The sequence below is a fragment of the Bradyrhizobium sp. SYSU BS000235 genome (genome assembly GCF_049747295.1).
Taxonomy (GTDB): Bacteria; Pseudomonadota; Alphaproteobacteria; order Rhizobiales; family Xanthobacteraceae; genus Afipia.
In genome coordinates, this window is sequence record NZ_JBMHJM010000002.1 from 1 (window position 1) to 22,543 (window position 22,543).

At 56.4% G+C, this 22,543-nt stretch carries 16 protein-coding genes and 1 pseudogene; 7 read left to right on the top strand and 10 right to left on the bottom strand.

From position 1 onward, the window contains the following. The first annotated feature begins 977 nt into the window (after positions 1–977). From ACP0KA_RS25315 to ACP0KA_RS25330, 4 genes are all read left to right on the top strand, one after another. The gene (locus tag ACP0KA_RS25315; protein ID WP_424631722.1) at positions 978–1,277 is read left to right on the top strand and encodes a hypothetical protein; all 300 of its coding nucleotides are present in this window, start codon (positions 978–980) and stop codon (positions 1,275–1,277) included. Between the two features lie 1,643 nt (positions 1,278–2,920). After that, on the top strand, positions 2,921–3,448 hold the full coding sequence (locus ACP0KA_RS25320; RefSeq protein WP_424631723.1) for a hypothetical protein: 528 nt from the start codon (positions 2,921–2,923) through the stop codon (positions 3,446–3,448). A 221-nt stretch (positions 3,449–3,669) separates the two neighbouring features. Beyond that, positions 3,670–3,999: a CsbD family protein gene (locus tag ACP0KA_RS25325; protein WP_424631724.1), complete on the top strand. Its 330-nt coding sequence runs from the start codon at positions 3,670–3,672 to the stop codon at positions 3,997–3,999. A 133-nt stretch (positions 4,000–4,132) separates the two neighbouring features. Further along, positions 4,133–4,324, top strand: coding sequence for a DUF3606 domain-containing protein (locus ACP0KA_RS25330; protein ID WP_424631448.1), 192 nt, complete (start codon positions 4,133–4,135; stop codon positions 4,322–4,324). 243 nt (positions 4,325–4,567) lie between these two features. Here ACP0KA_RS25330 and ACP0KA_RS25335 read toward each other — a convergent pair whose 3' ends face one another. From ACP0KA_RS25335 to ACP0KA_RS25360, 6 genes and pseudogenes are all read right to left on the bottom strand, one after another. Further along, a complete protein-coding gene (locus ACP0KA_RS25335; protein WP_424631725.1) occupies positions 4,568–4,828 on the bottom strand; it encodes a GlsB/YeaQ/YmgE family stress response membrane protein in 261 nt (86 codons plus the stop codon). 25 nt (positions 4,829–4,853) lie between these two features. Continuing rightward, entirely contained in the window at positions 4,854–5,306 is a 453-nt protein-coding gene (locus ACP0KA_RS25340) for a YidB family protein (RefSeq protein WP_424631726.1), read from the bottom strand. Between the two features lie 203 nt (positions 5,307–5,509). Then, entirely contained in the window at positions 5,510–6,850 is a 1,341-nt protein-coding gene (locus ACP0KA_RS25345; RefSeq protein WP_424631963.1) for a PQQ-dependent sugar dehydrogenase, read from the bottom strand. Beyond that, a complete protein-coding gene (locus ACP0KA_RS25350; RefSeq protein ID WP_424631727.1) occupies positions 6,847–7,323 on the bottom strand; it encodes a DUF2231 domain-containing protein in 477 nt (158 codons plus the stop codon). The genes ACP0KA_RS25345 and ACP0KA_RS25350 overlap by 4 nt, the downstream gene beginning before the upstream one ends. Positions 7,324–7,539: 216 nt before the next feature. Beyond that, positions 7,540–8,431: pseudogene (locus ACP0KA_RS25355) on the bottom strand (SDR family oxidoreductase). Positions 8,432–8,527: 96 nt separating this feature from the next. After that, positions 8,528–8,896: a DUF2934 domain-containing protein gene (locus tag ACP0KA_RS25360; protein ID WP_424631728.1), complete on the bottom strand. Its 369-nt coding sequence runs from the start codon at positions 8,894–8,896 to the stop codon at positions 8,528–8,530. A gap of 54 nt (positions 8,897–8,950) precedes the next feature. Here ACP0KA_RS25360 and glgX point away from each other — a divergent pair, with 54 nt between their 5' ends. The 3 genes from glgX to ACP0KA_RS25375 all read left to right on the top strand — a co-directional run bounded on the left by glgX (position 8,951) and on the right by ACP0KA_RS25375 (position 14,641). Next, complete coding sequence (gene glgX / locus ACP0KA_RS25365) at positions 8,951–11,176, top strand: glycogen debranching protein GlgX (RefSeq protein ID WP_424631729.1); 2,226 nt, start codon at positions 8,951–8,953, stop codon at positions 11,174–11,176. A gap of 455 nt (positions 11,177–11,631) precedes the next feature. Continuing rightward, entirely contained in the window at positions 11,632–13,608 is a 1,977-nt protein-coding gene (locus ACP0KA_RS25370) for an AI-2E family transporter (RefSeq protein ID WP_424631730.1), read from the top strand. 121 nt (positions 13,609–13,729) lie between these two features. After that, on the top strand, positions 13,730–14,641 hold the full coding sequence (locus ACP0KA_RS25375) for an NAD(P)/FAD-dependent oxidoreductase (RefSeq protein ID WP_424631731.1): 912 nt from the start codon (positions 13,730–13,732) through the stop codon (positions 14,639–14,641). 440 nt (positions 14,642–15,081) lie between these two features. Here the strand turns inward: ACP0KA_RS25375 and ACP0KA_RS25380 are convergent, their stop codons facing one another. From ACP0KA_RS25380 to ACP0KA_RS25395, 4 genes are all read right to left on the bottom strand, one after another. After that, a complete protein-coding gene (locus ACP0KA_RS25380; RefSeq protein WP_424631732.1) occupies positions 15,082–17,448 on the bottom strand; it encodes a PAS domain S-box protein in 2,367 nt (788 codons plus the stop codon). A gap of 1,344 nt (positions 17,449–18,792) precedes the next feature. After that, a complete protein-coding gene (locus ACP0KA_RS25385; protein WP_424631733.1) occupies positions 18,793–19,962 on the bottom strand; it encodes an ATP-binding protein in 1,170 nt (389 codons plus the stop codon). A gap of 355 nt (positions 19,963–20,317) precedes the next feature. Beyond that, positions 20,318–20,848, bottom strand: coding sequence for a PRC-barrel domain-containing protein (locus tag ACP0KA_RS25390; RefSeq protein WP_424631734.1), 531 nt, complete (start codon positions 20,846–20,848; stop codon positions 20,318–20,320). Positions 20,849–22,016: 1,168 nt separating this feature from the next. Beyond that, positions 22,017–22,406 (bottom strand): NUDIX hydrolase, encoded by a 390-nt coding sequence (locus tag ACP0KA_RS25395; RefSeq protein WP_424631735.1) that lies wholly within the window; start codon positions 22,404–22,406, stop codon positions 22,017–22,019. Positions 22,407–22,543: the final 137 nt, after the last annotated feature.

A 22,543-nucleotide genomic window follows, 5' to 3' on the forward strand; every position in this document is an offset into this window, starting at 1 on the left:
GAGCGTCATCACGGCGCCTGCGAACACGGCGCCCCATGAGATTTCGTGCACCATGATTGTTCGAACGTCTTCCGACGGCGTTACCGATGATACGCGCGGTATATCTCTATCACTTGGTACCGATGTCATGGCGAATCTCCGTCTCGATTTCGCTCCCAATCAGGCGCAAGGCTCAATAAGGCGAACCGCCACTGATGCGCGTGTTCCCACCTGCGGCACCATGACGCGTCGTTTTTCGCAAGCATAGGCGCGGATCCGTACTCGTGATTTAGCGGCTGAACCGGTCGCGCGTTTTATGTGTTGCTCACTTGACCCCGACGCCCGTCGGAATCTAGACGCCCGCGCCGTAGTACCTATCAATGGAGCTGGTTCGCTCCTACCGAAAAGGTTTCCCGCCTCGCGTTCGCTCATGGCTGAAGCAAGGACAGAAGCAGAAGGCCATTTTCCAGAGGTCGGGCACTGAGGAACGGCAGTGCCAAGGTAGGAGTTATGCGACCGGTGAGACTATGGTCTTTGCAAGCGAACGATATGTTCATTTCCTTGTAGACCTGTCCGGCAGACCCCCACAGCGCTGCCGAGTGTCACTCCGCGCTCTCGCGGCTTTAGAGGGATCTTGCCCATTCACCACCGAGCTAGATCAGGCGACGCGCCTATTCCTGAAACACCGCCGATTGATCGAAGCGGTGGCAAGAATGAAGTTGTCCAAGGCAAAGGACCCAGCAAAGTGGTTAACTATCGCCGTGGATGACGTGGATCTTACGCCCTAAGATCGTACGGTCTCACCGATTAACTCCATCCGGGAACTATACGACGCCTCACCCGTCTGATTCGCTCATCGCAGGACTAAGATGGGCATTCCACAATACGACGTGGTGGCAAAGGACGAAGGCTGGCCTTCCAGTAGGACTCATCCTCTGGAATGGCTGAATGCGCACGATTGATGAAGTATGGCGCACCTTCACGGCCGGAAGGTCGAGATGATTGAGACGTTCGGATCGCCAGCGGAGGAACTGATGGCATCACGTGAAAGAGAAATTGCCGATCGGTACACCAAAAAAACATTTGCTCATATCAAATGGCTTAGATCTCTGTCGCCAATACACTCCATCGCGGTCCGAAGGCGCGATATCTTGCGTCACTGCCTCCTGCTCCGCGAACTGATGAGGGATGGTTACAGCTCCCCGGATCTTCCTGCCGACGAGTTCCTACTGCGCGCGCAAGAAAGTCTGCTTTCGCTGCGCGAGGAACGCGCTATCGCGAAGCGGGCGCTGCATTGAAACGTGCGTCGCGTCGTCGACCCACCAGCAAATCAACGGAGCTTGCTATGAACGATTATGATAATGCCGAGCGGCACGCAAAGAACCTGACGGGTCCTTCTCCGATCGTGATGTTAGGGCTCTCCCAGTCGTAACGATCCTTGCTTGAGTCGCTTTCGGTTAGTAACAACATCTGTTCTCTCGCCCTTTAAAAGGATGCCACAGCTGTTCCGTGCGCACCGACGGCTCTTCTTCAACCTCAGAGCACTGGCCCGACCGCCAAAGGCCACGCGGAGAAAAGCGCGGTTACCGCTTTCCAGACGATCGAGCAGTTAAATTGCACGGGCGGTAGATGTCGTGGAACGGCAAGCCGAGCATTAGGTTTGACTGTTACCAACGCCCAGTCCGGCATTGGCTCCAATGAACTTCCCGGCTAGTTCGACCTAGCCGGGATTTTTGGACCACAAGCTAACGAGGCCGCGCCCAGTGAAACAGTCCGGCTTGCGTCATGAAATAAGGGAAGGCATGGAAAGCGATTATGTGCGTTGCGCCGCGCTTAAGTCATTTCGCATTCGGCTTTGCGATTTTAGGGCGTATTTAAAGTGTCAGACCGCCTGACCTGTGTTCCCAATTCGCTCGGTCCTGGGCTGGCTTTGGTTGATTTGAACTTGGTGTCGCCTTGCGACTTGTTAAACATCACCGCACTGCCCTCGGCGTTTATCGGTGACAGAGAGATACTTGTGCTCCCGCGTGTTCCGACAGCGGAGCATTTCCATGTCAAAGACCCAACCTGCAACGCAAGCACAATTGCGAGCCCAGGCTATGCTTGTGCGACAGGCGGCTCGCGCTTCCGCCGGAACCAGCGCGCGACGGTTCGCGCCGATAACATCGAGTTAGCGGCTATTACCGAAGGTTGGGCAAGCTCGTCTGGCCTACGCGGCCCGAAAGGAAGTGGAAATGACATGTCACATTACGAGTCGCACATGGCTGCCCGAACACATCGAAGTACTGAAAAAACTCGTTGAGGCCGGCGCATCCCCTATTAAAGCTGCGGCACGGCTAAAGCGATCAGCCATATCAGTTCAAATGAAAGCCAAAGAGACAGGCGTTCCGTTCCCGGATCGGAGACACGTCAAGAGGCAGCAGCGGCTTCGTGAAGCTGAGATCCGGAAAACTCTTGGACTCGACCTCTAACGAGATGCCTCAATCTAACTAGCGAGGGTGCGATGCCTAAAACGGAACATATCGACGACCATTCACGGACAGTCGAAACAGCAACAGAAGCCAGGCAAGGAGAACGTGGGCCAACAATCCTTGGCATTTTAGCTACGAGTACAGTTGGATCCGTCTTTCTTTTAGCGATTGTCTGGTTTGTGTTTTTCAAGACATAAATTTCCGGGGCCTGATAGACGCTCCTGAGGATCGCTTGCCCGCGAGCCACGCGTTGAACGCGCTTGAACGGCGCTCGCTGTAATGAACAAGGCGCGACCAATCGTCCCGTAGGGAACAGAACAGTTAGCTTTCGATTGCGATGGTGGCAACTCTCCTCAGAGGCGGCCAATGCCACAGAAGCGATCGTGAGCGTGCCGTAGCGTAACGAAATGACCGCCAATCGTCCGGCGCACGAGATCAAGATTTAAAGCAAACCGAGAAGAAGAAAGACGATGACAGCTAAATCAAAGAGAAAGAGCAATAAGGGGGTTCGAGGAACGATGAAGAAGCGAGCTCTCAACGCATCTGCGAGAACTAGCGATAAGGGCGCTCGGAAAACGATGAGAAAGCGCGACGAATCTACGGAAAAGATCCCACAGGGTACCCTCAAAGCATCTGCAGAGCAGGTTAGTCAGGGCACTCCCCCCGTATCTGCGGAAAAGTTTTCATTTGGCCGCGTAAATCCCAGCGAGTTGAACGAGAACGCGCTGACGGAAAGCACGAAACTGCAGGGAGGCATGTTTCTTCAGGATTTCGTCCATGAGTGGTTCGAGTTCTTTGGCAAGCGGACGCGCCAGCAGATGCATCTGATCAAGACCATTCAGGGCTGCCAGTCACTTCCGGATTTGCAGCAGGCCTACAGCGAGTTCTGGCAGAACGCATTTACCCAGTATGCCGAGGAACCGCGGCGCATGCTGCAGATCACACAGGAAGCCGTGGACACCGCATCCCCTGACGCTACGAAAGCCACCCTGCATTAGGCTGTACTGACGCCGCATGCGGACAATTACGCAGCCGACGCCGAGGAAACGTCAAGGATAGCATGGCCCGACACGTTTGCGGTCGGCGCTTAGTCTACTCTGGGCCCAGCAGCGAGCACACTGGGAGAGCGGTCTCGGAAATCTGCGCCGAGGTGATGATCCGATCCGGTCGACGGCACCAAAAACGACGCCAGTTAGCCTTCACATCAGGAGGATGATCTATGAACAACGATAGAATCGCAGGCGCTGCAAATGATGCAGCAGGCAAAGTCGAGGGAAGGGGCGATGCCGCAATCGGTGTTGTGCAGGACCTCTATGGTCAGGCCAAAGACGTCGCGCGCGATGCTGGCGAAGCTGCGAGTAACATCGCGAAGGATGCGATGGACACCGGCACCGAATATTATCGGGAAGGTAGCCGCGCACTCGCCTCGACTGTGGAGGAGCGACCTCTCGGTTCACTACTCGTAGCAGGAGCCGTAGGCTTCATGCTGGCGTTGATGCTCAATAGATCACCTCGGCGACGAGACCTCCGCGACGACTACACTCGCTAAGGAGATTGTCGAGTTTAGCTGCCGAGCGGCGCGACGAACAGCTGCGCATGTCTCGACGCTTCCCAGGCTGTGAACTTTTGGCTCGGCCCTGGCCTATCGGAGTACTGTCAGGTTCGGCCAAGGAGGAAGCACGATGCCAGACGACCGAAATAATCGAGGAGCGCCGGACCGGGGTAAGGTCAATATCGATGAGCCCCATGAAGTGAAGTACTGGACCGATCGTCTGCGGTGCACAGAGGAAGAGCTTCAAAAAGCTGTGCGCGCGGTTGGTGTAGGGGTCTCAGCAGTCGAGGACTACATCCAAAACAAGAAGCACGGTGATTAGGCCCAGCGCCGCTCCCTTATTCCATGGGTAGTTGGGATCGATTGGCCTGCCGTTGATATCAGTGCCGATGGTGTAGCCCGGTTCTCTTCGGCGTCATCGGCGGAAGCAATGGATGAGACTGCCCACGTACCAACCGGCAATACTCGCGATCAGAAAAGGTACTGCTATCGCGAGTAATGATGCCAGTTGATTCAGGTGTTCAATCCCGTTTTGCAGATAGCCCATTGTTCGACTTGCGCTCCATTAGACAACGCGTCGACGTCCTGCGATCATGCCATAAACAAGCAAAACGATAATGGCGCCAACCACGGCACCGATCAGCCCCGCCCCCTCACCTGGGCGATACCAACCGAGTGTTTGGCCAAGAAATGTCGCGACAAACGCTCCCACGATTCCCAAAATGGCCGTGAGAATGAAGCCAGTCGGCTCGTTGTCTCCCGGCATTAGGAACTTCGCGATGACGCCGGCTATGAAGCCGATGATGATCGTCCATATAATGCCCATGTGCAGATCCTTCGATATTAGTTGTCTAGTGGGGGAGCCGGCCGTCAGGCGTATATTGATCGACAGCCGTAGGAAGCTCACGCGATAGTCGCGCTAAAAGCTCCTCTTGCGACAGGCCGGTTTGCTGCTCCAGCGCAGCTAACACGTCTGGTCCGATGGCCTGTTTCAGCTGAGGGGCCGGAAGCTCTTTATTGGGTCCCTTATTTATCCACGACTCTGCGGCATCTCCCTGACCGTTCTGCTTGAAGCGCTCCAGTAGTTCTTGGAGACCGCCGCTCAGGAGTCCTCCGATCCCAGTACCCGCAAGGCCGCCACTCAAATTACCAAGCACTCCGTCCAACGGTCCCTTCTCGTTGCTTGCACCGGGCTGGGTATTGCCCGCCCCCTTCAGCAACTCCGCGAGCTTGTCCCTATTCTGATAACCCGCCAGAGCGAGCAAACCCAACAACGCCGTCATCGATGGGAAGCCGCGTGACATGTTTAGCTCCTGACGCTGTATGACTGCGGCGGCAACGTTCCATTCCCGCGTGGGTTCCGCATTAAACTGTCAGCCGCAACAGATCAGGGGCCGAAAGTTTGCAGTCATCCTCCATCTGGTCGTAGCAGTTGGCCCCTCATGGCCAGAAGCTTCGCGATCGCACGCGTGAAAGAAGGTCTCACCCGGCCAGGGCTGAAGCAGCTCTATTTTTTTGACGAAACCATCCAGACCTTGTTACCCACGTCGTCGGCGATCAGCAGGTCACCGCTTTTGTCGATTGCAAGCCCAACGGGCCGGCCTCGCGATTTCTCATCCGAGTTCAAAAATCCCGTCACGACATCCTTGGCAGGACCATTCGGGTGGCCGTCGGCAAATGGCACGAAGACGACCTTGTACCCGTTCAAGTTCGGACGGTTCCAACTGCCGTGCTCGCCCACGAATGCCCCGCCTCGATATGACGCCGGAAGATTGTTGCCTGTATAAAAGACCAGACCCAAAGGCGCCACGTGAGAGCTTAGCGCATAGTCGGGAGGGATCGCTTTGGCCACCAAATCCGGGCGTTGCGGCTGGACGCGGGGATCAACGTTTTGCCCGTAATAACTATAAGGCCAGCCATAGAAGGCACCGTCCTTAACGGACGTGAGATAATCCGGCACGAGATCGGGCCCGATCTCATCGCGCTCATTGACAACGGCCCACAATGCATGACTTTGCGGTTCAAAGGTCAGTCCATTGGGGTTGCGAAGCCCGCTGGCAAAAATACGCGATCGTCCTGTAGTGCGATCAACTTCCCAAATTGCTGCCCGGTTTTTCTCTGCCTCAATTCCATTCTCTGTGATGTTGCTGTTCGAACCAACGCCGACATAGAGCAGCGAGCCGTCCGGACTTGCGACCAGACTCTTCGTCCAGTGATGGTCAATCGGCCCGCCTGGCAACTCAGTTAGCGTCGTGCCGGGCTTCGTAATCTGCGTCTCGCCAGTATGATATTCATACCGGACAATGGCATCGGTGTTCGCCACGTAGAGATCGTTTCCGACAAGCGCGACACCAAACGGAGATCGAAGATGATCCAGAAATACCGTCCGCACCTCCGGCACACCGTCTCCGTCTGCGTCCCTCAGCAGCGATATTCGATTGCTCTTACCTGTGTCACCGCCTGAGGTTGCCCAAGACTCCACCCACTTCATGATGAAATCCTTAGGGCGCTTGATGGGCTCGGTACCCGGCGCCTTCGACTCAACAACGAGAACGTCGCCGTTAGGAAGCACGTAGAGCGACCGAGGATGCTGCAGCCCGGACGCCAACGCCTTGATTTGAAGCCCATCGGCGACCGTTGGTGTTTCGTTTTCCTTCCAACCGACAACCGACGCGATATGCATTGGCGGAAGTAAAAATTGTTGTAGCTGCGGGAGATTCAGCTTCGCGCCAATCTGGACGTTTGGATCAGAACCCGCATCATTACATCCAGCCACGTTGAGCGACGCGATCAAGCAGGCAGCGAGCCGCAAATAGCTCCAGCGCCGAGGACGAAGAACAACAGTCATGAACCGATCACTCCAACCCGATGCCGATAAACCATGGTCCAGCCCATCCATCCCGTTAGCACCATCACCATGACAGTAAGCGCTGATAAAATCAGGCCGGCTGGAACGACGGATGTCCACGCGTCTCGGCTGTGAATCAACGAATTGAAGAACGCGAGGACAAGAACCAGTCCGCTCCCTCCTGCGTGTATCCAGGCCGGTGTGATCTTTCGGATTTCTCGATTACCAACGAAGTCAATAATCCCCGCTATTGCAGCCAAGACGCCCATTACCAGTCCAGCGGCAAGGAGCCATGCGGATAAGTCAGCCCACATCATCTCGGCTGTTCGCCAGTAGGCGACATCCGTTACAAATGCACCAACGAAGCAGACGATGGGAAATGACACGAGCATCGCGTGAAGAGGATGAAATTCGATGCTTGCTGTGGAAGGAAGTTGGCGCGGAAAAGATTCAGACTGGACTTTTTCTTGCATAAGAGGTCTCCAAGTACCTCCCCAACCCGCACAGCATGACGATGTTCCGTATCGCCGCGCACACTGATGGGGTCCGCACTCAGGAAGTCCCGAACATACACTCCCGCGCTCGATCGCTACTGTAGTAATGCTCACCTGCAGGACGCAAATCCCACACGCTCATTGAGCTTCGGAATACCCGGAAAGCCGGTGCCGATATTAACGTGTGACAGCGAGTTAAGGTTGGCCTGAGCCGCCTGCAGCACCATACACTTGACCGGTTGCGTAACTCGCATCAGCCGCAGCAAGTTGAACGTAGATCGATCCGAGCTCGGCCGGCTGCCCGGCGCGCCCCAAAGGAGTTTGGCTACCGAAGTTCTCCAGTCTTCTCCATGGTTGCTCCGCCTGAAACTTGTAACGGCGTCCATATCGGCGCCGGTGCAACGGCATTAACTCGAATTCCCTTTGGGGCGAGCTGCTTGGCTAGTGACTTGACGTAGTTCATCGTTGCAGCCTTGGTTTGCGCGTAGTCGTAAAGTTCGGGCGATGGATCGTAAGCTTGCTCCGACGACGTGCCAATAATCACCGAGCCTGGCATCAGATGAGGCAATGCAGCTTTGATAATCCAGAAAGGGGCATAGACATTGGTCTTCATCGTCGCATCGAAGTCTTCGGCCGTGACATCCAAAATGGATGCGCGGGTTTGCTGACGCGCCGCGTTGTTCACGACGATATCAAGTCCCCCTAATCCCTTCACAGCATCGGCGACCAGCCGTTGGCAAAACGCCTCGTCTCGCAGATCTCCGGGCAGCGCGAGGCCGAGCCGGCCTTCCTTTCTGATGAGTTCGATGACTTCCTTCGCATCGGGCTCCTCGGTGGGAAAATAATTGATGGCGACGTCAGCCCCTTCACGCGCATAGGCGATCGCCGCTGCTCGACCCATTCCGGAGTCTCCCCCAGTAATGAGTGCCTTTCGGCCCGCAAGCCGTCCGGAACCGCGATAGGTCCCCTCACCATGGTCGGGCCGGGGATCCATTTTGCTCGCGAGCCCGGGCCAAGGTTGGGATTGCTTCTTGTAAGGGGGCTTAGGATATTTCCCGCGGGGATCCTGCAAATTCTCTGGGGGCATTTTGTATCTCCGCTGGGAGGGTCGCTCAAAAAGATTGCGAGCGGTTTGGCGCTAACCGTAACAGCCACTGAAATCGAGCCAAGAAAGCAGGCTGGTCTACTCAACATTTCCTTTGAGCGTATCGGGCGGTGTTAGCGGGACCTTACCCTGCTGCCCACTGGCATCAATCTCCTGCTCGGCTTGCAACCAGAAGGCCATTTCACCGCTTTCCGGTTTTCCGTTCTGCTCCCAAAGCTCGTATGCGCGACGTCGTATTCGCTCTTCTCTCGGATCCACGCTTGCAGTCCTTATCTTGCGCTTTCGCTTTCCGGACGATTGCGAATGCCCTCCTTCGCAGCAACGCCAACTCCCACCGCGAGTTCCGTCCAACTGCGGACAGGCGTGTGCGAAATTGGTCATCATCCAACATCGCTTCTGACCGCTGGATTCGGCACTTACACTTAGCGCGTATCTTCTTTGACACATCGGAACTGTTTGGTTCTTTGGAACTTCTTCCCGCTCTCACACGCGGGTGATCTCATGGACAAGCCAGTGCAAAGCATCTCACCTGCCGAGGCCACGCAGTTGCTGCGGCGGTCTCGCATACGTGAAGGAAAGCCGTTTCCGCTTGGCGCAACCTGGGATGGGCTTGGAGTCAATTTCGCGCTATTCTCCGCTCACGCGACGAAAGTCGAGCTGTGCCTCTTTGATGACACGGGGGCAACCGAGCTCGAGCGCATCGAACTGCCCGAATACACAGACGAGGTGTGGCACGGCTATTTGCCGAGCGCCCGGCCCGGCACTGTTTACGGCTATCGAGTTCATGGTCCTTATGAGCCCGATGCCGGCCATCGCTTCAATCCCAACAAGCTTTTGCTTGACCCATACGCAAAACAATTGGTCGGTGCCTTGCGATGGGGACCCGAGCTGTTTGGTTACAAATTGAACCATGCGGACAAAGACAAGTCGTTCGACGATCGCGACAGTGCCGATCTGATGCAAAAGTGCCGCGTCATTGATCCCGCCTTCACTTGGGGCACAGGGCGCAAGCCCGAGACACCTTGGGAGCGAACGATCCTCTACGAGATGCATGTGAAAGGTTTCACGAAACTGCATCCCCTCGTCCCGCCAGAACTACGTGGGACCTTTGCCGCGCTCGCACAGCCAGAAGTGACCGAATATTTGCAGTCACTCGGCATCACAAGCGCTGAATTTCTGCCGATCCACGCGTTTGTCGATGACAGCTATCTGGTGGAGAAAGGCCTGCGGAATTATTGGGGTTATAACTCGCTCGCCTTCTTTGCGCCTGAACCAAGATACCAACAGTCCCCTTCTGTGAGTGAATTCAAGACCGTGGTCAATCAATTCCATGCCCACGGCATCGAAGTCATCCTCGATGTGGTCTACAATCACACGGCCGAAGGTAATGAACTTGGCCCGACGCTCTCCTTTAAAGGGATCGACAACGCGAGCTATTATCGTCTCCTGCCCGACCAGAAGCGTTACTACATAAACGACACAGGAACGGGAAATACCGTCAATCTTTCACATCAACGAGTCTTGCAGATGGTGGCGGATTCTCTCCGCTACTGGGCATCTGAAATGCGAGTTGACGGCTTTCGCTTCGACCTCGCGACCATTCTGGCCCGCGAACCCTACGGCTTTGATGAAGGGGGCAGTTTTCTTGATGCCTGCCGGCAAGATCCCACGCTATCGGCGGTGAAGCTGATCGCGGAGCCCTGGGACATAGGCCCGGGCGGATATCAAGTCGGACAATTTCCGCCAGGTTGGGCTGAATGGAATGACAAATTCCGCGATACTGCACGCCGCTTTTGGAAGGGCGACGCAGGGATCCTGCCGGACTTCGCCAAACGCATCACTGGATCGGGCGATTTGTTCAACAAGCGCGGGCGCAAACCGTGGTCGAGCGTCAATTTCGTAACGGCTCACGATGGCTTCAATCTTCACGACCTTGTCTCTTACAACGACAAGCATAATGAGGCGAATGGCGAAGACAATCGAGACGGCCACTCAAACAATCACTCCTGGAACCATGGTGTCGAAGGTCTGACTGATGACTCGCAGATCATCGCCCTTCGCGAACAGCAGAAGAGAAATTTCCTGGCGACGATATTTCTGTCACACGGTACGCCGATGTTGCTTGCCGGAGATGAAATCGGTCACTCGCAGAACGGAAATAACAACGCATACGCACAAGACAACGAAATCGCATGGCTCGATTGGATGGGCAGCAGCGCGCGAGGGCGCGCTTTGCGCGAGTTCACACGCAAGCTCATCGCCACACGTAAGGCATTTCCAATTCTTTACCGAAGCCGTTTCGTCGTTGGCTCTCAGAATGAGGAACTCGACGTCAAAGACGTCTCATGGCTTGCGCCCACTGGCGACGAAATGACGACCCACCAATGGCATGATGAAAACGCGCGATGCCTAGGCATGCTGCTGGATGGGCGCGCTCAGGAAAGCGGGATCAAACGGCGGGGATCGGATGCGACCCTCCTCATGATCTACAACGCCCATTATGAGCCAATAAACTTCACACTTCCCTCGGTACCTGAGGGACGAGAATGGCAAGGGCTGATTGATACCAGTAAACCGGAAGAAACTCTTTCGACTTTCGGATTTGGCGAAATCTACCCGATCAACGGTCGATCAATGGCGATGTTGGCCCTCTCGTCGGAAGACAGCACTGGCCGTCGTCTGCGTGAGGGCGCCCTTGATGCCGCACAGCCCCCGCCGAAGAAGTAGAGCTACGCACTGAATAGCCAAGTCCTTTGTTCGCGGGCTATCGCCTCAAGTCCCAAACCAGAATGAACTCCAATTCAACCCGTTCGTTGTTGCTGCATACTCAAGCCGTCAGAGCAACGAATGGCGAATACGCAGGAGAGCAGCAGGCAAGAGCTCGAGACGCGAATTGCCAAATACCGACGTATGAAACTTCAGGTCGACGGTTTGACGGCGGCGCGAATCCAATCGCTAATCGAAGACCTAGAACGTCTCCTTCAAGAAGCAAAGAAGCACGATAAGTAACTTCGTCCGCGATCCATCTGCGAGGATTCTCGGCCATGAGATGGTATGCACGGAACAGACCTATCAAATAGCTATTGAGCTAAGGTGAGGATCGAGCTTTCGGTGGATCGGCGCGCGAGATCGCAGCGACGTCCTCTTTAACCGCAACTCCGAGGCGTCGATAGAGGAGCGCAATGAGCTCTGTAGTCCGAAAGGTCGTAACTGGAAGATCCCCTGAGGAGGCTATCGCCCTACTGAGTTCGGTTGCACTCGCAATAGTTACCGCGCTTCTCATTACGGCCCTCTACTTGGGTCGCGAAATCTTCGTCCCCTTGGCGCTTGCGATACTTTTGAGCTTCGTCCTCGCACCTGTTGTGGGGCTTTTGCAGCGTGTGCGGGTGCCACGCGCCCTCGCCGTCATCAGCGTGGTTCTGCTCGCGTTCATTGCCATTTTCGGCTTGGGTAGCTTGGTGGCACAACAATTGACCCAGCTGGCAGGAGACCTGCCACGCTATGAAGCGACGATGCGGGAGAAAATTAAGTCGGTGCGCGGCGCCACGGCAAGCAGCGGAACGCTCGAGCGCGCGGCGGATATGCTCCAGGAACTAAGCAAGGAACTCGACAAGCCAAAAGGCGCGAAATCGATAAAAGACGGTGCCGGAGCGCCGACGACTGCGCCTGTCAAACCTGTACCGGTTGAAGTGCGCCAGCCAGACCCAGGAGCCCTGGAAAGCATCCGCGCACTCATCGCGCCTCTCCTCCATCCGCTGGCGACAACTGGTATCATCATCATCTTCGTCATCTTCATCCTGCTTCAGCGAGAGGATTTGCGAAATCGTCTCATCAGGCTCGCAGGTTCACATGACTTGCAGCGAACCACGGCGGCGCTCGACGATGCTGCCAGCCGCCTCAGTCGCTTACTTCTGATCCAGCTGCTACTGAACTCGGCTTTTGGCTTAATTATTGGGGTCGGTCTATCCTTTATCGGCGTCCCAAGTGCGATCTTATGGGGCGTTCTGGCCGGTGTGCTTCGTTTTGTTCCCTACATCGGTGCAGTCATCTCCGCTGCGTTCCCTCTTGCGTTAGCGGCTGCGGTCGACCCTAGCTGGTCGATGTTCCTCTGGACGCTGGCGCTATTCTTCGTTGTAGAGCCCATAGTTGGTCACGTCATTGAGCCTATGGTGTACGGACAGAGTACCGGGCTTTCTCCCGTCGCTATTGTTGCCTCGGCAACGTTCTGGACCGCATTGTGGGGGCCGATTGGACTTGTCCTCGCCACGCCCCTGACCATCTGCCTTGTCGTCCTCGGACGGCATATCGAGCGCCTGGAATTTCTTGACGTGATTTTCGGCGATAAGCCTGCCCTCTCGCCTGCGGAGATGTTCTATCAGCGGATGCTTGCCGGCGATCCGACTGAAGCTGCCGAAAAAGCTGAAGCATTCTTGAAGGAAAAATCTCTATCCGCTTACTTTGACGAGGTCGCGATCAAGGGCTTGCAGCTGGCGCAGTCTGACGCCAAGCGAGGGGCATTAGACTACACTCGCATGTCCAAAATTCGCGATGCGGTCGATGAATTCGCCAGCGACCTTTCCGATCAGGTTGATTTCGAGCCAGATGTGACAGCGCACACGAAGGATTCGGAAGCTGCAGCTGCCGTTGAGTCCATCTCAGACGTCGCCGTCGCCAATTTACCGGCGCTTCGGAAACAAGATCTCGAACCAAACTGGCAGGGTGAATGCCCCGTGCTATGTGTGGCCGCACGGACGCCGCTTGATGAAGCTGCGGCGAGACTATTTGGGCAACTTGCGAATGCGCATGGACTAGCTGCTCGGATCGAGCCTGCCGAAGCGCTTTCGACAGCAAACATTTTTCGGCTTGAGACGGCTGGCGTTGCGTTAGTATGCCTGTCCTATCTTGACGTCAGCAGTCCCGCTCACATGCGTTATGCGGTCCAACGCCTTCGTCGCAAGCTGCCCAACGCGACGATCATGATTGGATGCTGGAACGGGGACTTCGACAGCGAGGCGCTGGAAGCACTGCGGGCGGCGGCGAAAGCCGATACAGCTGCAGGCAGCCTGCGCGAAGCCATAGCGACTTGCCGCGCTATGGCACGACCGCAAGAAGCGGTCTCAAAGCAGGAAACGCCTTCAGCAATCAGGGCGATAGTTTAGCTCAGGCGCCTCTGCGGCGACCGTGGCAGCGTCGCGCGCTACGCGAACGCTGCGCAGGACCAAATCGTGGCAACGTGCGGTGCAATTAAACGCACCAACAAACATCGGAGGGATCGTCGCAATGTCGGACGGAGAACAAGTTGTCGATTGTCTCATCGTGGGCGCGGGACCGGCTGGCTTAACGGCAGCCATATACTTAGGCCGCTACCGACGAAATGTTGTACTAATCGACAGTAACGATAGCCGGGCTTCGCTTATTCCCAAGACCCATAACTATCCAGGCTTCGCATCAGGGATTTCAGGGCCAGATTTGCTCAAGACACTTCGCAAGCAAGCTTATGCTTACGGCATCACTGTCGGACAAGGGCTTGTCCGGTCAATTGCGACCGATCCATCTGGCTCTTTTACTGCAGAGAGCACGCTCGGCCCCATCCTGGCGCGTCGCGTTATTCTCGCAACGGGCCTGATTGACAAAGATCTGCCAGTTCCAGGTCTTCGAAGTGCTATCGACGAGGGTCTGCTTCGATACTGTCCAATTTGCGATGGTTACGAGGCAATGAACCAGCGCATTTGTGTCATCGGGAGAGCGGAAGATGCTTCGAACAAGGCCCTGTTCCTGAGGACCTACTCCCGGGATGTCACACTTCTCTGTCCGGATTCCACTCCCTGCGACTCGATTATCGCTGAACGCTTAACACGCGCGGGGGTGCGCGTGATAAATGCAGCCGTGCTGGACATCCGAAGACTGGATGGCGACATCGTTCTCAACCTTGGCAATCAAACTGAGGAGATCTTCGATGTCGTTTATCCTGCGTTGGGCTGTTCGGTAAGATCAGAACTCGCCACCGCCCTTGGTGCGCGACATAATGATGTGGGTTGTCTGGAAACCGACAATCACCAAAGGACAGCCGTCGATGGCATCTATGCAATCGGGGACGTGGTTTCCGATCTGCACCAGATGGCAGTCGGCACGGGCCACGCGGCCATCGCGGCGACCCACATTCATAATAATCTTAGTCGAAACTTGGTTTGACCCTGCGATACGTCGCGAATTTAACCATCTTCCTCTTCTAACGGCTCAGTTTTTGAACCGGCCGTGCCGGGCTCCGCCATTTTGCGATGCTGCCTTGCCAGCATTCCGGCCGGCGTAATATGGGCGAGAGACGACTGAACCTTGTTTTTCCATCCGCTGACGATGCTTCTGCATCGCTCATTTGACGGCGGTGGACGGAACGCGCCCTTCCCCGGGGTGGATCGATCTGCTTCGATGTCCGTTGAGGGCCCAACAGCGGACATTGCGGCGGCCTCTCTGTAATTCGGCGCGGCGTTTGGCTCATTCGGCGCCAAAGGCTGACGCCAGCCAGCATCAGCTCGGACTTTCAAAGCATTATGTGAGGGTCGTTGTTGAAAGCCGATGGGAGAAAAGCCTTGGCGCTCTGCACTCTTCCGAACACTTAAACGACACGCATCTATTCAGCGACGCTTCCTCATCGCATGCTCTAAACCCTGGCGAAGAGACTGCGGGGTGTAGGGCTTCACGAGCAATATCGCGCCCAATCGCGCGGCTTCAGATTGCACCCCGCTGTCACCTGTCGCGAGAACTAGGCGTAGACCGGGCCGGCGCGCGTGGAGGTCCCTTGCCAGCTGCAGACCGGAAACTCCAGGGAGGCCGACATCTGTAAGTAAGATGTCCACGGGTTGCTCATCCAGGATCTTCAGAGCCTCTTGAGCCGTGCTGGCCTCTTTTACCTTGCATCCGATATCGCTCAGCATCTCCGTCGTCGTAATGCGGATGAGGTCGTCGTCTTCGACGAGCAACACGGTCGCATCCTCGAAAGTCTTTTCCGTCGCCGAGTGATGCGATCCCTGAGCGACGCGCCTTTGAGCTTGATTGGCCAACACGTGTCTGATTTTTCGGGCAAGCGCCTCGCGTGTGTATGGCTTAGCCAGAAGCTCCACCCCGGGATCAAGCCGCCCGCCGTGCACGATGGCGTTCTGAGTATAGCCGGATGTGAACAGTACCGCGACGTTGGGTAATCGTTCTCTGGCTCTTCGCGCCAGCTCCGGGCTGCGCAGCACGCCGGGCATCATGACGTCGGTGAAGATCAGGTCTATGGGGATGCCGCTATCGACGACGACCAGTGCGCTCGCTGCGTCTCGCGCCTTGACCACGCGGTAGCCGAGCTCCGCGAGCATGGAGACCGCGACCTCGCGAACCTCATCGTCATCCTCAACCACGAGGACGGTTTCCTCTCCGCCCTTAATCTCGCTAGACGGAGCCCCGACCAGAGTGTCTTCACTTGCCACCTCTCGCGGGAAGTATAGCTTCACCGTGGTTCCAGCGCCTACCTCGCTGTAGATCTTGATGTGTCCGCCGGACTGCTTGAGAAAGCCATAAACCATGGCGAGGCCCAGGCCAGTGCCCTTGTCCTCCGCCTTGGTTGTGAAGAATGGTTCATAGACCCGTTCCAGGATGTCCGGAGGAATGCCCGTGCCCGTATCGGTCACAGCGATCATCACGTATTGTCCTGCAGACAATTCGTCATGCTGCCGGACATATTCGTCATCGAGGAAAGCATTGCTTGCTTCGATCGTCAGCCGGCCTTCGCCATTCATGGCGTCGCGGGCATTGATCGCGAGATTTAAGACCGCATTTTCCAGTTGATCCGGGTCGACGAGGCTATTCCACAGTCCACCCGCGACGACCGTCTCGACGTCGATCTCCCCACCGAGGGCGCGACGAAGCATCTCATCCATATTCTTGATCAGACGGCCGACGTTCACCACTCTTGGCTCCAGAGGCTGCCGCCTCGCAAAGGCAAGCAGTTGAGAGGCAAGTTTCGAACCGCGGGCAACACCTCCGAGGGCGTTTTGGACCCGCATCTCGGCTCGAGCATTGCCAGCGACATCTTTGCTCAGCAGTTGGAGGTTTCCACTGATGACCTGCAGCAAGTTGTTGAAGTCGTGAGCGACGCCGCCGGTGAGTTGCCCGATCGCCTCCAGCTTCTGCGAACGGATCATAGTCGCCTGCGCCGCCCGGAGGGCCGCCTCCGACTCGCGGCGTTCGGTGATATCCCGTGTCACCTTGGCGAAGCCGAGGAGCTTGCCGGCGTCGTCTCGGATTGCGTCGATCACGACGTGTGCCCAGAACGCAGTGCCGTCCTTTCGGACCCGTTGACCTTCGTGCTCCCAGCGCCCGTCTCTGGTCGCCGTCTCCAGGCCGGTACGCGGAAGCCCGGCGGCACGATCGGCTTCCGTGTAGAAGTCGGAGAAGTGCCGGCCAATGATCTCTTCAGGGGCATAGCCTTTGATGTGCTGCGCACCGGCGTTCCAGCTCGCCACGTGGCCACCGGCATCCAGCATGTAGATGGCGTAATCTGTAACGCTTTGAACCAGCAGTCGGAACTGTTCTTCGCTTTCACGAAGTTTTGCCTCGGCGGCCCTTCGCTCGGTCAAGTCGCGAGTGATTTTGGCGAAGCCGACAAGGTCCCCCTCGGGCGAGCGGATCGCGTCGATTACAACATGGGCCCAGAACTGCGTGCCGTCCTTGCGGACACGCCAACCTTCGCGCTCGAAGCGGCCGTTGCGCTCGGCCTCCGCCAACGCCTGAGCAGGGACGTTCTGTGCCCGCTCGGCGTCGGTGTAAAAGGTCGAGAAATGCCGACCAATAATCTCATCCGCCTCATAGCCCTTGAACCGCCTAGCGCCAGGATTCCAACTGGTCACGCGACCCTCGCGATCCAACATGAAGATCGCGTAATCAGTGATCGCTTCGACGAGGAGCCGGTAGCGGCCGTCGATGGTCTGAGCGGCTTCGAAGCGGCGGTTTGGCGTTTCCATACGAATCCTATCCCAGCCCCATGGGTTGGGACGCAGTCTACTGAAAACACCACTCAATCGATTCGGTTCCGTTGAACCGCGGTATTGCGGGAGATGGACGCGGATTGTGCTCGCCGGACCAGCTTACAGCGTTCAATGTCCGCAACGGGTCATAGCGGTCATTTGCAGACGTCCACTTTGCGGCCTCGTGGGCGGAGGGCACCGCCGAGCTGCCGCTTTTTTGCAGGCGTTCCGCCACGCTCGTCAGAGCCGAGCCCGATTTATGTAACGTGAAATCGCTTCATAGATTCCAACTGCCCCTCCCATTGTGCTAAGTTGCAAGCAACATGTCGGGTTAGACCGCCCGGTTGACCTTCCAGCGACGCCCTTTAGCCGACGCCAGGAAGTTGATCCCCGACTCCGCGGCCAAACAGCGCGACACCCAGCCGGTTAAGAACCGCCACCTCTGATGGCGACAGCAAAGACCGGCCCGATCCTACGTGCTCGTGATCTAGTTGATTCATGTGAAGCGGCCGCGTTTACGCAGCCGGGAAAAAGAAGCTCCGTATCGGCAGGAGGCTTGCGAAAAATGAAAACACATAGATCCCTGAAAACACCGTCCCATATAAAATTGAGTGCCGCGTTTGCATGCCTTGTGCTCACTGCCGCGGCGACAACTGTTCTCGCCGCTGAACAACCGAAGCTTCCACCAGGCTTCACTCCGAAGCTTCCCCCGGGCGTGACTTGCGAGGTTATCCGAGCGAAGATCGCAGAGCATGGCATGCACGTTGCCTATGCGTGGGCGAAACAGAACGGATATTCCGACAAGCACATTGCGCAAGCGAATAAGTGCCTCCGCTCTTGAATCTCGTCACCCAGCTCTTCACTTGGCTTGAAACGCGCGAACCTACAGCCCAACCATTCTGACGATCATGAGGATCGTAGACCTCACGTTGCATGGGCGTGTATCCGCCTTGCGCGCGCCGCAGCAGGCGTTTTGCCTACTTCGACAGTCGAAGCTAACCTGCCACAACTGGCCCTCGCCCACCGCCAAGAACACCAACTCAAATCTTGAACAGTGATCATCCAGCGCGCCGCCGCTATGGAAACGGCTCAGCAAATCAGCCGCTGCGACTTTCGTCTCAGCCTCACCTGCGTATTTCGTTCTGAAGTGGCATCGCCCGATGCAACGAGCGTTGGATGCACGGCGCGGCCGATATAAAAGCGAAGCTACGCTACTTCATGCTTGAATCCGCCGAACTCGTTTCGGGATCATTGGTCGCATGCGGTAGTCGGCGGCATCGTGCCTGTTGAACCAATAAGACCGCTGCTTGCTTGCTCATCTCAGCTCCATTCATGCGGCGGTCAGCTGCGCGGAAGCCGAAGGGAGAAGGTCGTGCCTGTCTGTTCGTTGGAAGTGACAGAAATATCGCCGCCGTGGGCTTCCACGATTAGTCTTGCGATATAGAGGCCGAGGCCCAGGTGTGTACTGTGCTCGGGCGGATTCTTGACGTCCTGACCACGCATCCAGGACTGGAAAATCAACTTTTGCGTTTCAGGGGGAATTGGTGAACCCAGGTTGTGCACGGTTATAGTGACATTCTCAGGATCGTTGCCTGCGACCCTCACCGTGATTGGGCTTAATACATCGCCATACTGGATAGCGTTGCCCATCAAGTTGGATAACACCTGCCCTAAGCGCGCGGAGTCCCATGAACCTATTGGGTCGCCTTCATGCGCGACTCTAAAGTGCCGGTCCCCGTTGATGGCACGAAGCTCGTCCGCGATTTCTTGACAGAGCGCTGCGATGTCGATTTTGGTTTTTGCAACCGGGATTGCAGTACCGAAAGACGAGCGCGTGAGATCAAGCAAATCGTTTAGAATTTGCGTCGCCCGGCCCGCCGCCGTCCTGATCTCCGAAATCACCTTCGCCTGCTTCGGACTCGTCGTTCCGGACCGTTCCATCCACTGAGCGCCCATTGAAACCGCGCCGATGGGATTGCGCAGATCGTGACCCAGCACGCCTAGAAACAGATTCCGGGAGTTATTAATCGTCTTAGTATAGTGAGCTACCGACTCCGTTACTGCCTGATCGATAGCTTCGTTGAACCGCGTCAGATCCTCGATATCAGTATTGGCCGACACCTGATGGTGCGCCAGCCATTGCTTGACGACACTTGCCCGAAGCGCCCTGTATTCCGAAACCATCTGATCGATGTCAAACCCATCAGCAAGGCGAAGAGCGGCATGAATTTCTGCCGCGCTTTGAGAAAACGGACTGTCTTTGGGGCCGTCGCCGCGCGATTTATCAAAGCGCTCTCGCGGCGTTTGTGCAGTGTCGAGGTCATCCGCAACAAAGCCAAGAAGATCGACGATATGATCTTCTAAAGCCAGCTTCGACATCTGATCGCTGGCAGGCGACAGAGTTCGCGCAAACTCTATCCATTCTTTAACGATAGCGGCCTCGTTTTGGCGAATGAAGTCCGCCAGGCGTTCGTGCGCTTGCGGCTCAGGCATAGTATTGGAATTGCTCAATACCACCCCCTTGGCACATGATTGGGTCCAACTTAGCGTAGTTTCGCGAGAACGCTATTCGTCGATCCATCTGCGAAGCCTCTGATCAATTTTCTAGAGTGCCCAAGCCTTGAGTACATGCGATGGTTCCCCGACCTCTCTTAGTTCACGATCCCTCAGGCAGGAAAGAGGGCTGCGCCCCTGGCCGCCAAGGGCGAGTTCGCTCCGCTCGGTCCGCAGTCGCCGTAAGGAGCGTCCGGATGGCCGTGTTCCGAGTCAGACGCCATCGAAGAGTTTTGACAGCCAAAACGCAAACTCACCTAGATATGCCAGGGTCGAAGTGCCGCTTCCGGTCAAAAAATGCGTGTGTCGAGAGTTAGTACTTAAACTCCGGCATGGCCTTCAGTTCGTCCTTAGTGGCGTTATACACCGCGTGATCGGGATACCAACGCGGACTGGCGCTGCTTGTGGTGGTGGTCGTGGTGGTAGTTGCAGCACCGGTGGTGGTTCGCGTCGCGCCGTCTGGAGCGGAAGTAGTTGCCGGCGCGCTCGCCGGTGCGGACGTTGTTGACGCAGTTGTCGAGGTCACCGGCTGGTCAACCCACTTCAGCTTATCGAAGGCAACCGCCACGTAGTGCTCGCCTAGGCCGAGAACGCCGCCCACACCCAGAATGACATTGGCCACCTTGCCTGACCTATCCAAAATCACGTCGTGGATATCGCCGATCTTCTCGTTTGCGTCATTATACACATCGACGCCGGCGAGCTTGGACGCGCGCCATTCACCCTCCTTGTGCGTGTTAGCACTGGTGGTCGAAGCCCCCTGGTTTGTGGCTATTTGCGACGTCGCCGCGCTGGTCATCGACGCGATAGCCAGGAATGCTATTGCAAGGCATTTGGAAATCATGATGTTCCTCCATTGTTTTGGGGAACAATCACGCGGTGTGATTTTGGTTCCGGCAGCGGAACGGTAAATCATCTCACAGGGTCTGTGAGAAGCGGACTAGCACTCCAGCCGGCCCCTCTATGCTGGCTTCCAGTGATGTCTCAGTTTCCATCGAGCGAAATTTTGTAGCCTGCAGTTTTAAGAGCTGAGAGGATGGCTGTTGCGATAGTCTTGCATTCTTTGGGCTCTTTGTAAGTTTTCGGCCACACCGTCCCGTTTCCCGCGTCAGGAAAATCGACGAAAGCTGATTGAATAGCGCGCTCGATTATCCTTTGAAGCTCCTCATCCCGTATCATCGCCTTGTCTCCCGCCTCTCGACGATCGTCACAGTATCATCAGCCCTTACGGTACGCTGCCAATGGGCTGGAGCGCACATTATCCTGTTTGACGTGCAAAACGTATTCTCTTCCCTCGGATAGCTCCCATTTTGCTCGTGACATCCATCATATCTGCTTAGCAATGCGGTCGCGGTTAGCTTCCTGCGCATGCGAGCGGCACTTGCCCGTGCCGCGCCGTGGCTCAAGTCAATGCCGTACAAAAAAGGACAACTCGCGATCAGGAAGCCAATTGGCTGCATGCGCCGAAAGTCCATTCAATTCGTTGCTGCGCATGTACTCTCCGAAGTCCGAGGCGCTCACGCCCAAGTGCAACCCGACGCCGGTTACAAAAGCTCAAAGCATTTCAACCCTGACGGCTCAATAAGTCATCAAAGGCCCTCTCGGCCCCGCAACTGCCGGGACCGAGAGGGTTGGCCTTGCCATCCTAGTCTGCATTGGGTCATTCGCATCGGTTTGACCGGACCACGGAGACTTCCGCTCTATCCCGGTGAACGAACATTCTCAGAATATGCGGGCATGTCTCAAAGGGGCCAATGAGCGACATCGCAGGGTGGCCTGACATGGAAGAGCGTTCGCTGAGTGTTCACGGCAGACTAGATTTCTTTGATCTAGATCAAGGGTTGGGCCAGCATCCGGGGCGCATAGGAACAGTTGCTCAAGGTGCCAGATAGCCGCTCGCGACTTACCGAACGCCTGCTGCGGGTAACTCGCGGCACTTTGACCGCGCGCTGCTCGACTCCTGTCTTCGCCGAATAGCGGACATTCTCAGCGTCAGTTAATCGGAGAAGTAGTCAGCCTCGCTTGGGGAACAGCTTGTCGCGGATGTAGCGGGAGGTCGGTGTTAATCGGATGCCGCGCTGATGCGGTTTATGCCACGCCGCCTTGTCTATTTCCTGCTTGTCACCGATGGCGAGACGACCGCAGGCTTTATCGGCGATGAAGATAGCATCGCTCATCTTGCGTCCTGATCTGGGGTTTTTGGCCCTGACTTCTTTCCAGAGCTTCAACCGCCCCGGTTTGAGCTTTGGAAGCTCCTCCCGGATTTCCCTACGCAGGCAATCTTTTTCCGTTTCCCGCCCGCGCCTGCGCCCCCCCGGGAACATCCATAACCGGTCGCGTCTTCTTCTCACCAACAAGACCCGCCCGCGCTTTGCCGCAACGAGTTTTGATGACTTTGCCATTCCTATTCTGCCCTAACATCGAATCATTCGCACGATTTTATAAGATGCTCGACGAGATTCTCCAGCAGCGATGTCCGAAGTTGGTCAATCGTTGAAAGTGCCAATTGGGTCGAACTGGGACCCGCCGATTGAGGTGG

What these genes read in the sequence shown, in the direction of transcription:
- ACP0KA_RS25350 (WP_424631727.1), bottom strand. Translation starts at nt 7,323, where the DNA reads ATGCAAGAAAAAGTCCAGTCTGAATCTTTTCCGCGCCAACTTCCTTCC.
- ACP0KA_RS25395 (WP_424631735.1), bottom strand. Translation starts at nt 22,406, where the DNA reads ATGGCAAAGTCATCAAAACTCGTTGCGGCAAAGCGCGGGCGGGTCTTG.
- ACP0KA_RS25315 (WP_424631722.1), top strand. Translation starts at nt 978, where the DNA reads ATGATTGAGACGTTCGGATCGCCAGCGGAGGAACTGATGGCATCACGT.
- ACP0KA_RS25380 (WP_424631732.1), bottom strand. Translation starts at nt 17,448, where the DNA reads ATGGAAACGCCAAACCGCCGCTTCGAAGCCGCTCAGACCATCGACGGC.
- ACP0KA_RS25370 (WP_424631730.1), top strand. Translation starts at nt 11,632, where the DNA reads ATGAGCTCTGTAGTCCGAAAGGTCGTAACTGGAAGATCCCCTGAGGAG.
- ACP0KA_RS25345 (WP_424631963.1), bottom strand. Translation starts at nt 6,850, where the DNA reads ATGACTGTTGTTCTTCGTCCTCGGCGCTGGAGCTATTTGCGGCTCGCT.
- ACP0KA_RS25360 (WP_424631728.1), bottom strand. Translation starts at nt 8,896, where the DNA reads ATGTGTCAAAGAAGATACGCGCTAAGTGTAAGTGCCGAATCCAGCGGT.
- ACP0KA_RS25340 (WP_424631726.1), bottom strand. Translation starts at nt 5,306, where the DNA reads ATGTCACGCGGCTTCCCATCGATGACGGCGTTGTTGGGTTTGCTCGCT.
- glgX (WP_424631729.1), top strand. Translation starts at nt 8,951, where the DNA reads ATGGACAAGCCAGTGCAAAGCATCTCACCTGCCGAGGCCACGCAGTTG.
- ACP0KA_RS25320 (WP_424631723.1), top strand. Translation starts at nt 2,921, where the DNA reads ATGACAGCTAAATCAAAGAGAAAGAGCAATAAGGGGGTTCGAGGAACG.
- ACP0KA_RS25390 (WP_424631734.1), bottom strand. Translation starts at nt 20,848, where the DNA reads ATGATTTCCAAATGCCTTGCAATAGCATTCCTGGCTATCGCGTCGATG.
- ACP0KA_RS25325 (WP_424631724.1), top strand. Translation starts at nt 3,670, where the DNA reads ATGAACAACGATAGAATCGCAGGCGCTGCAAATGATGCAGCAGGCAAA.
- ACP0KA_RS25330 (WP_424631448.1), top strand. Translation starts at nt 4,133, where the DNA reads ATGCCAGACGACCGAAATAATCGAGGAGCGCCGGACCGGGGTAAGGTC.
- ACP0KA_RS25375 (WP_424631731.1), top strand. Translation starts at nt 13,730, where the DNA reads ATGTCGGACGGAGAACAAGTTGTCGATTGTCTCATCGTGGGCGCGGGA.
- ACP0KA_RS25335 (WP_424631725.1), bottom strand. Translation starts at nt 4,828, where the DNA reads ATGGGCATTATATGGACGATCATCATCGGCTTCATAGCCGGCGTCATC.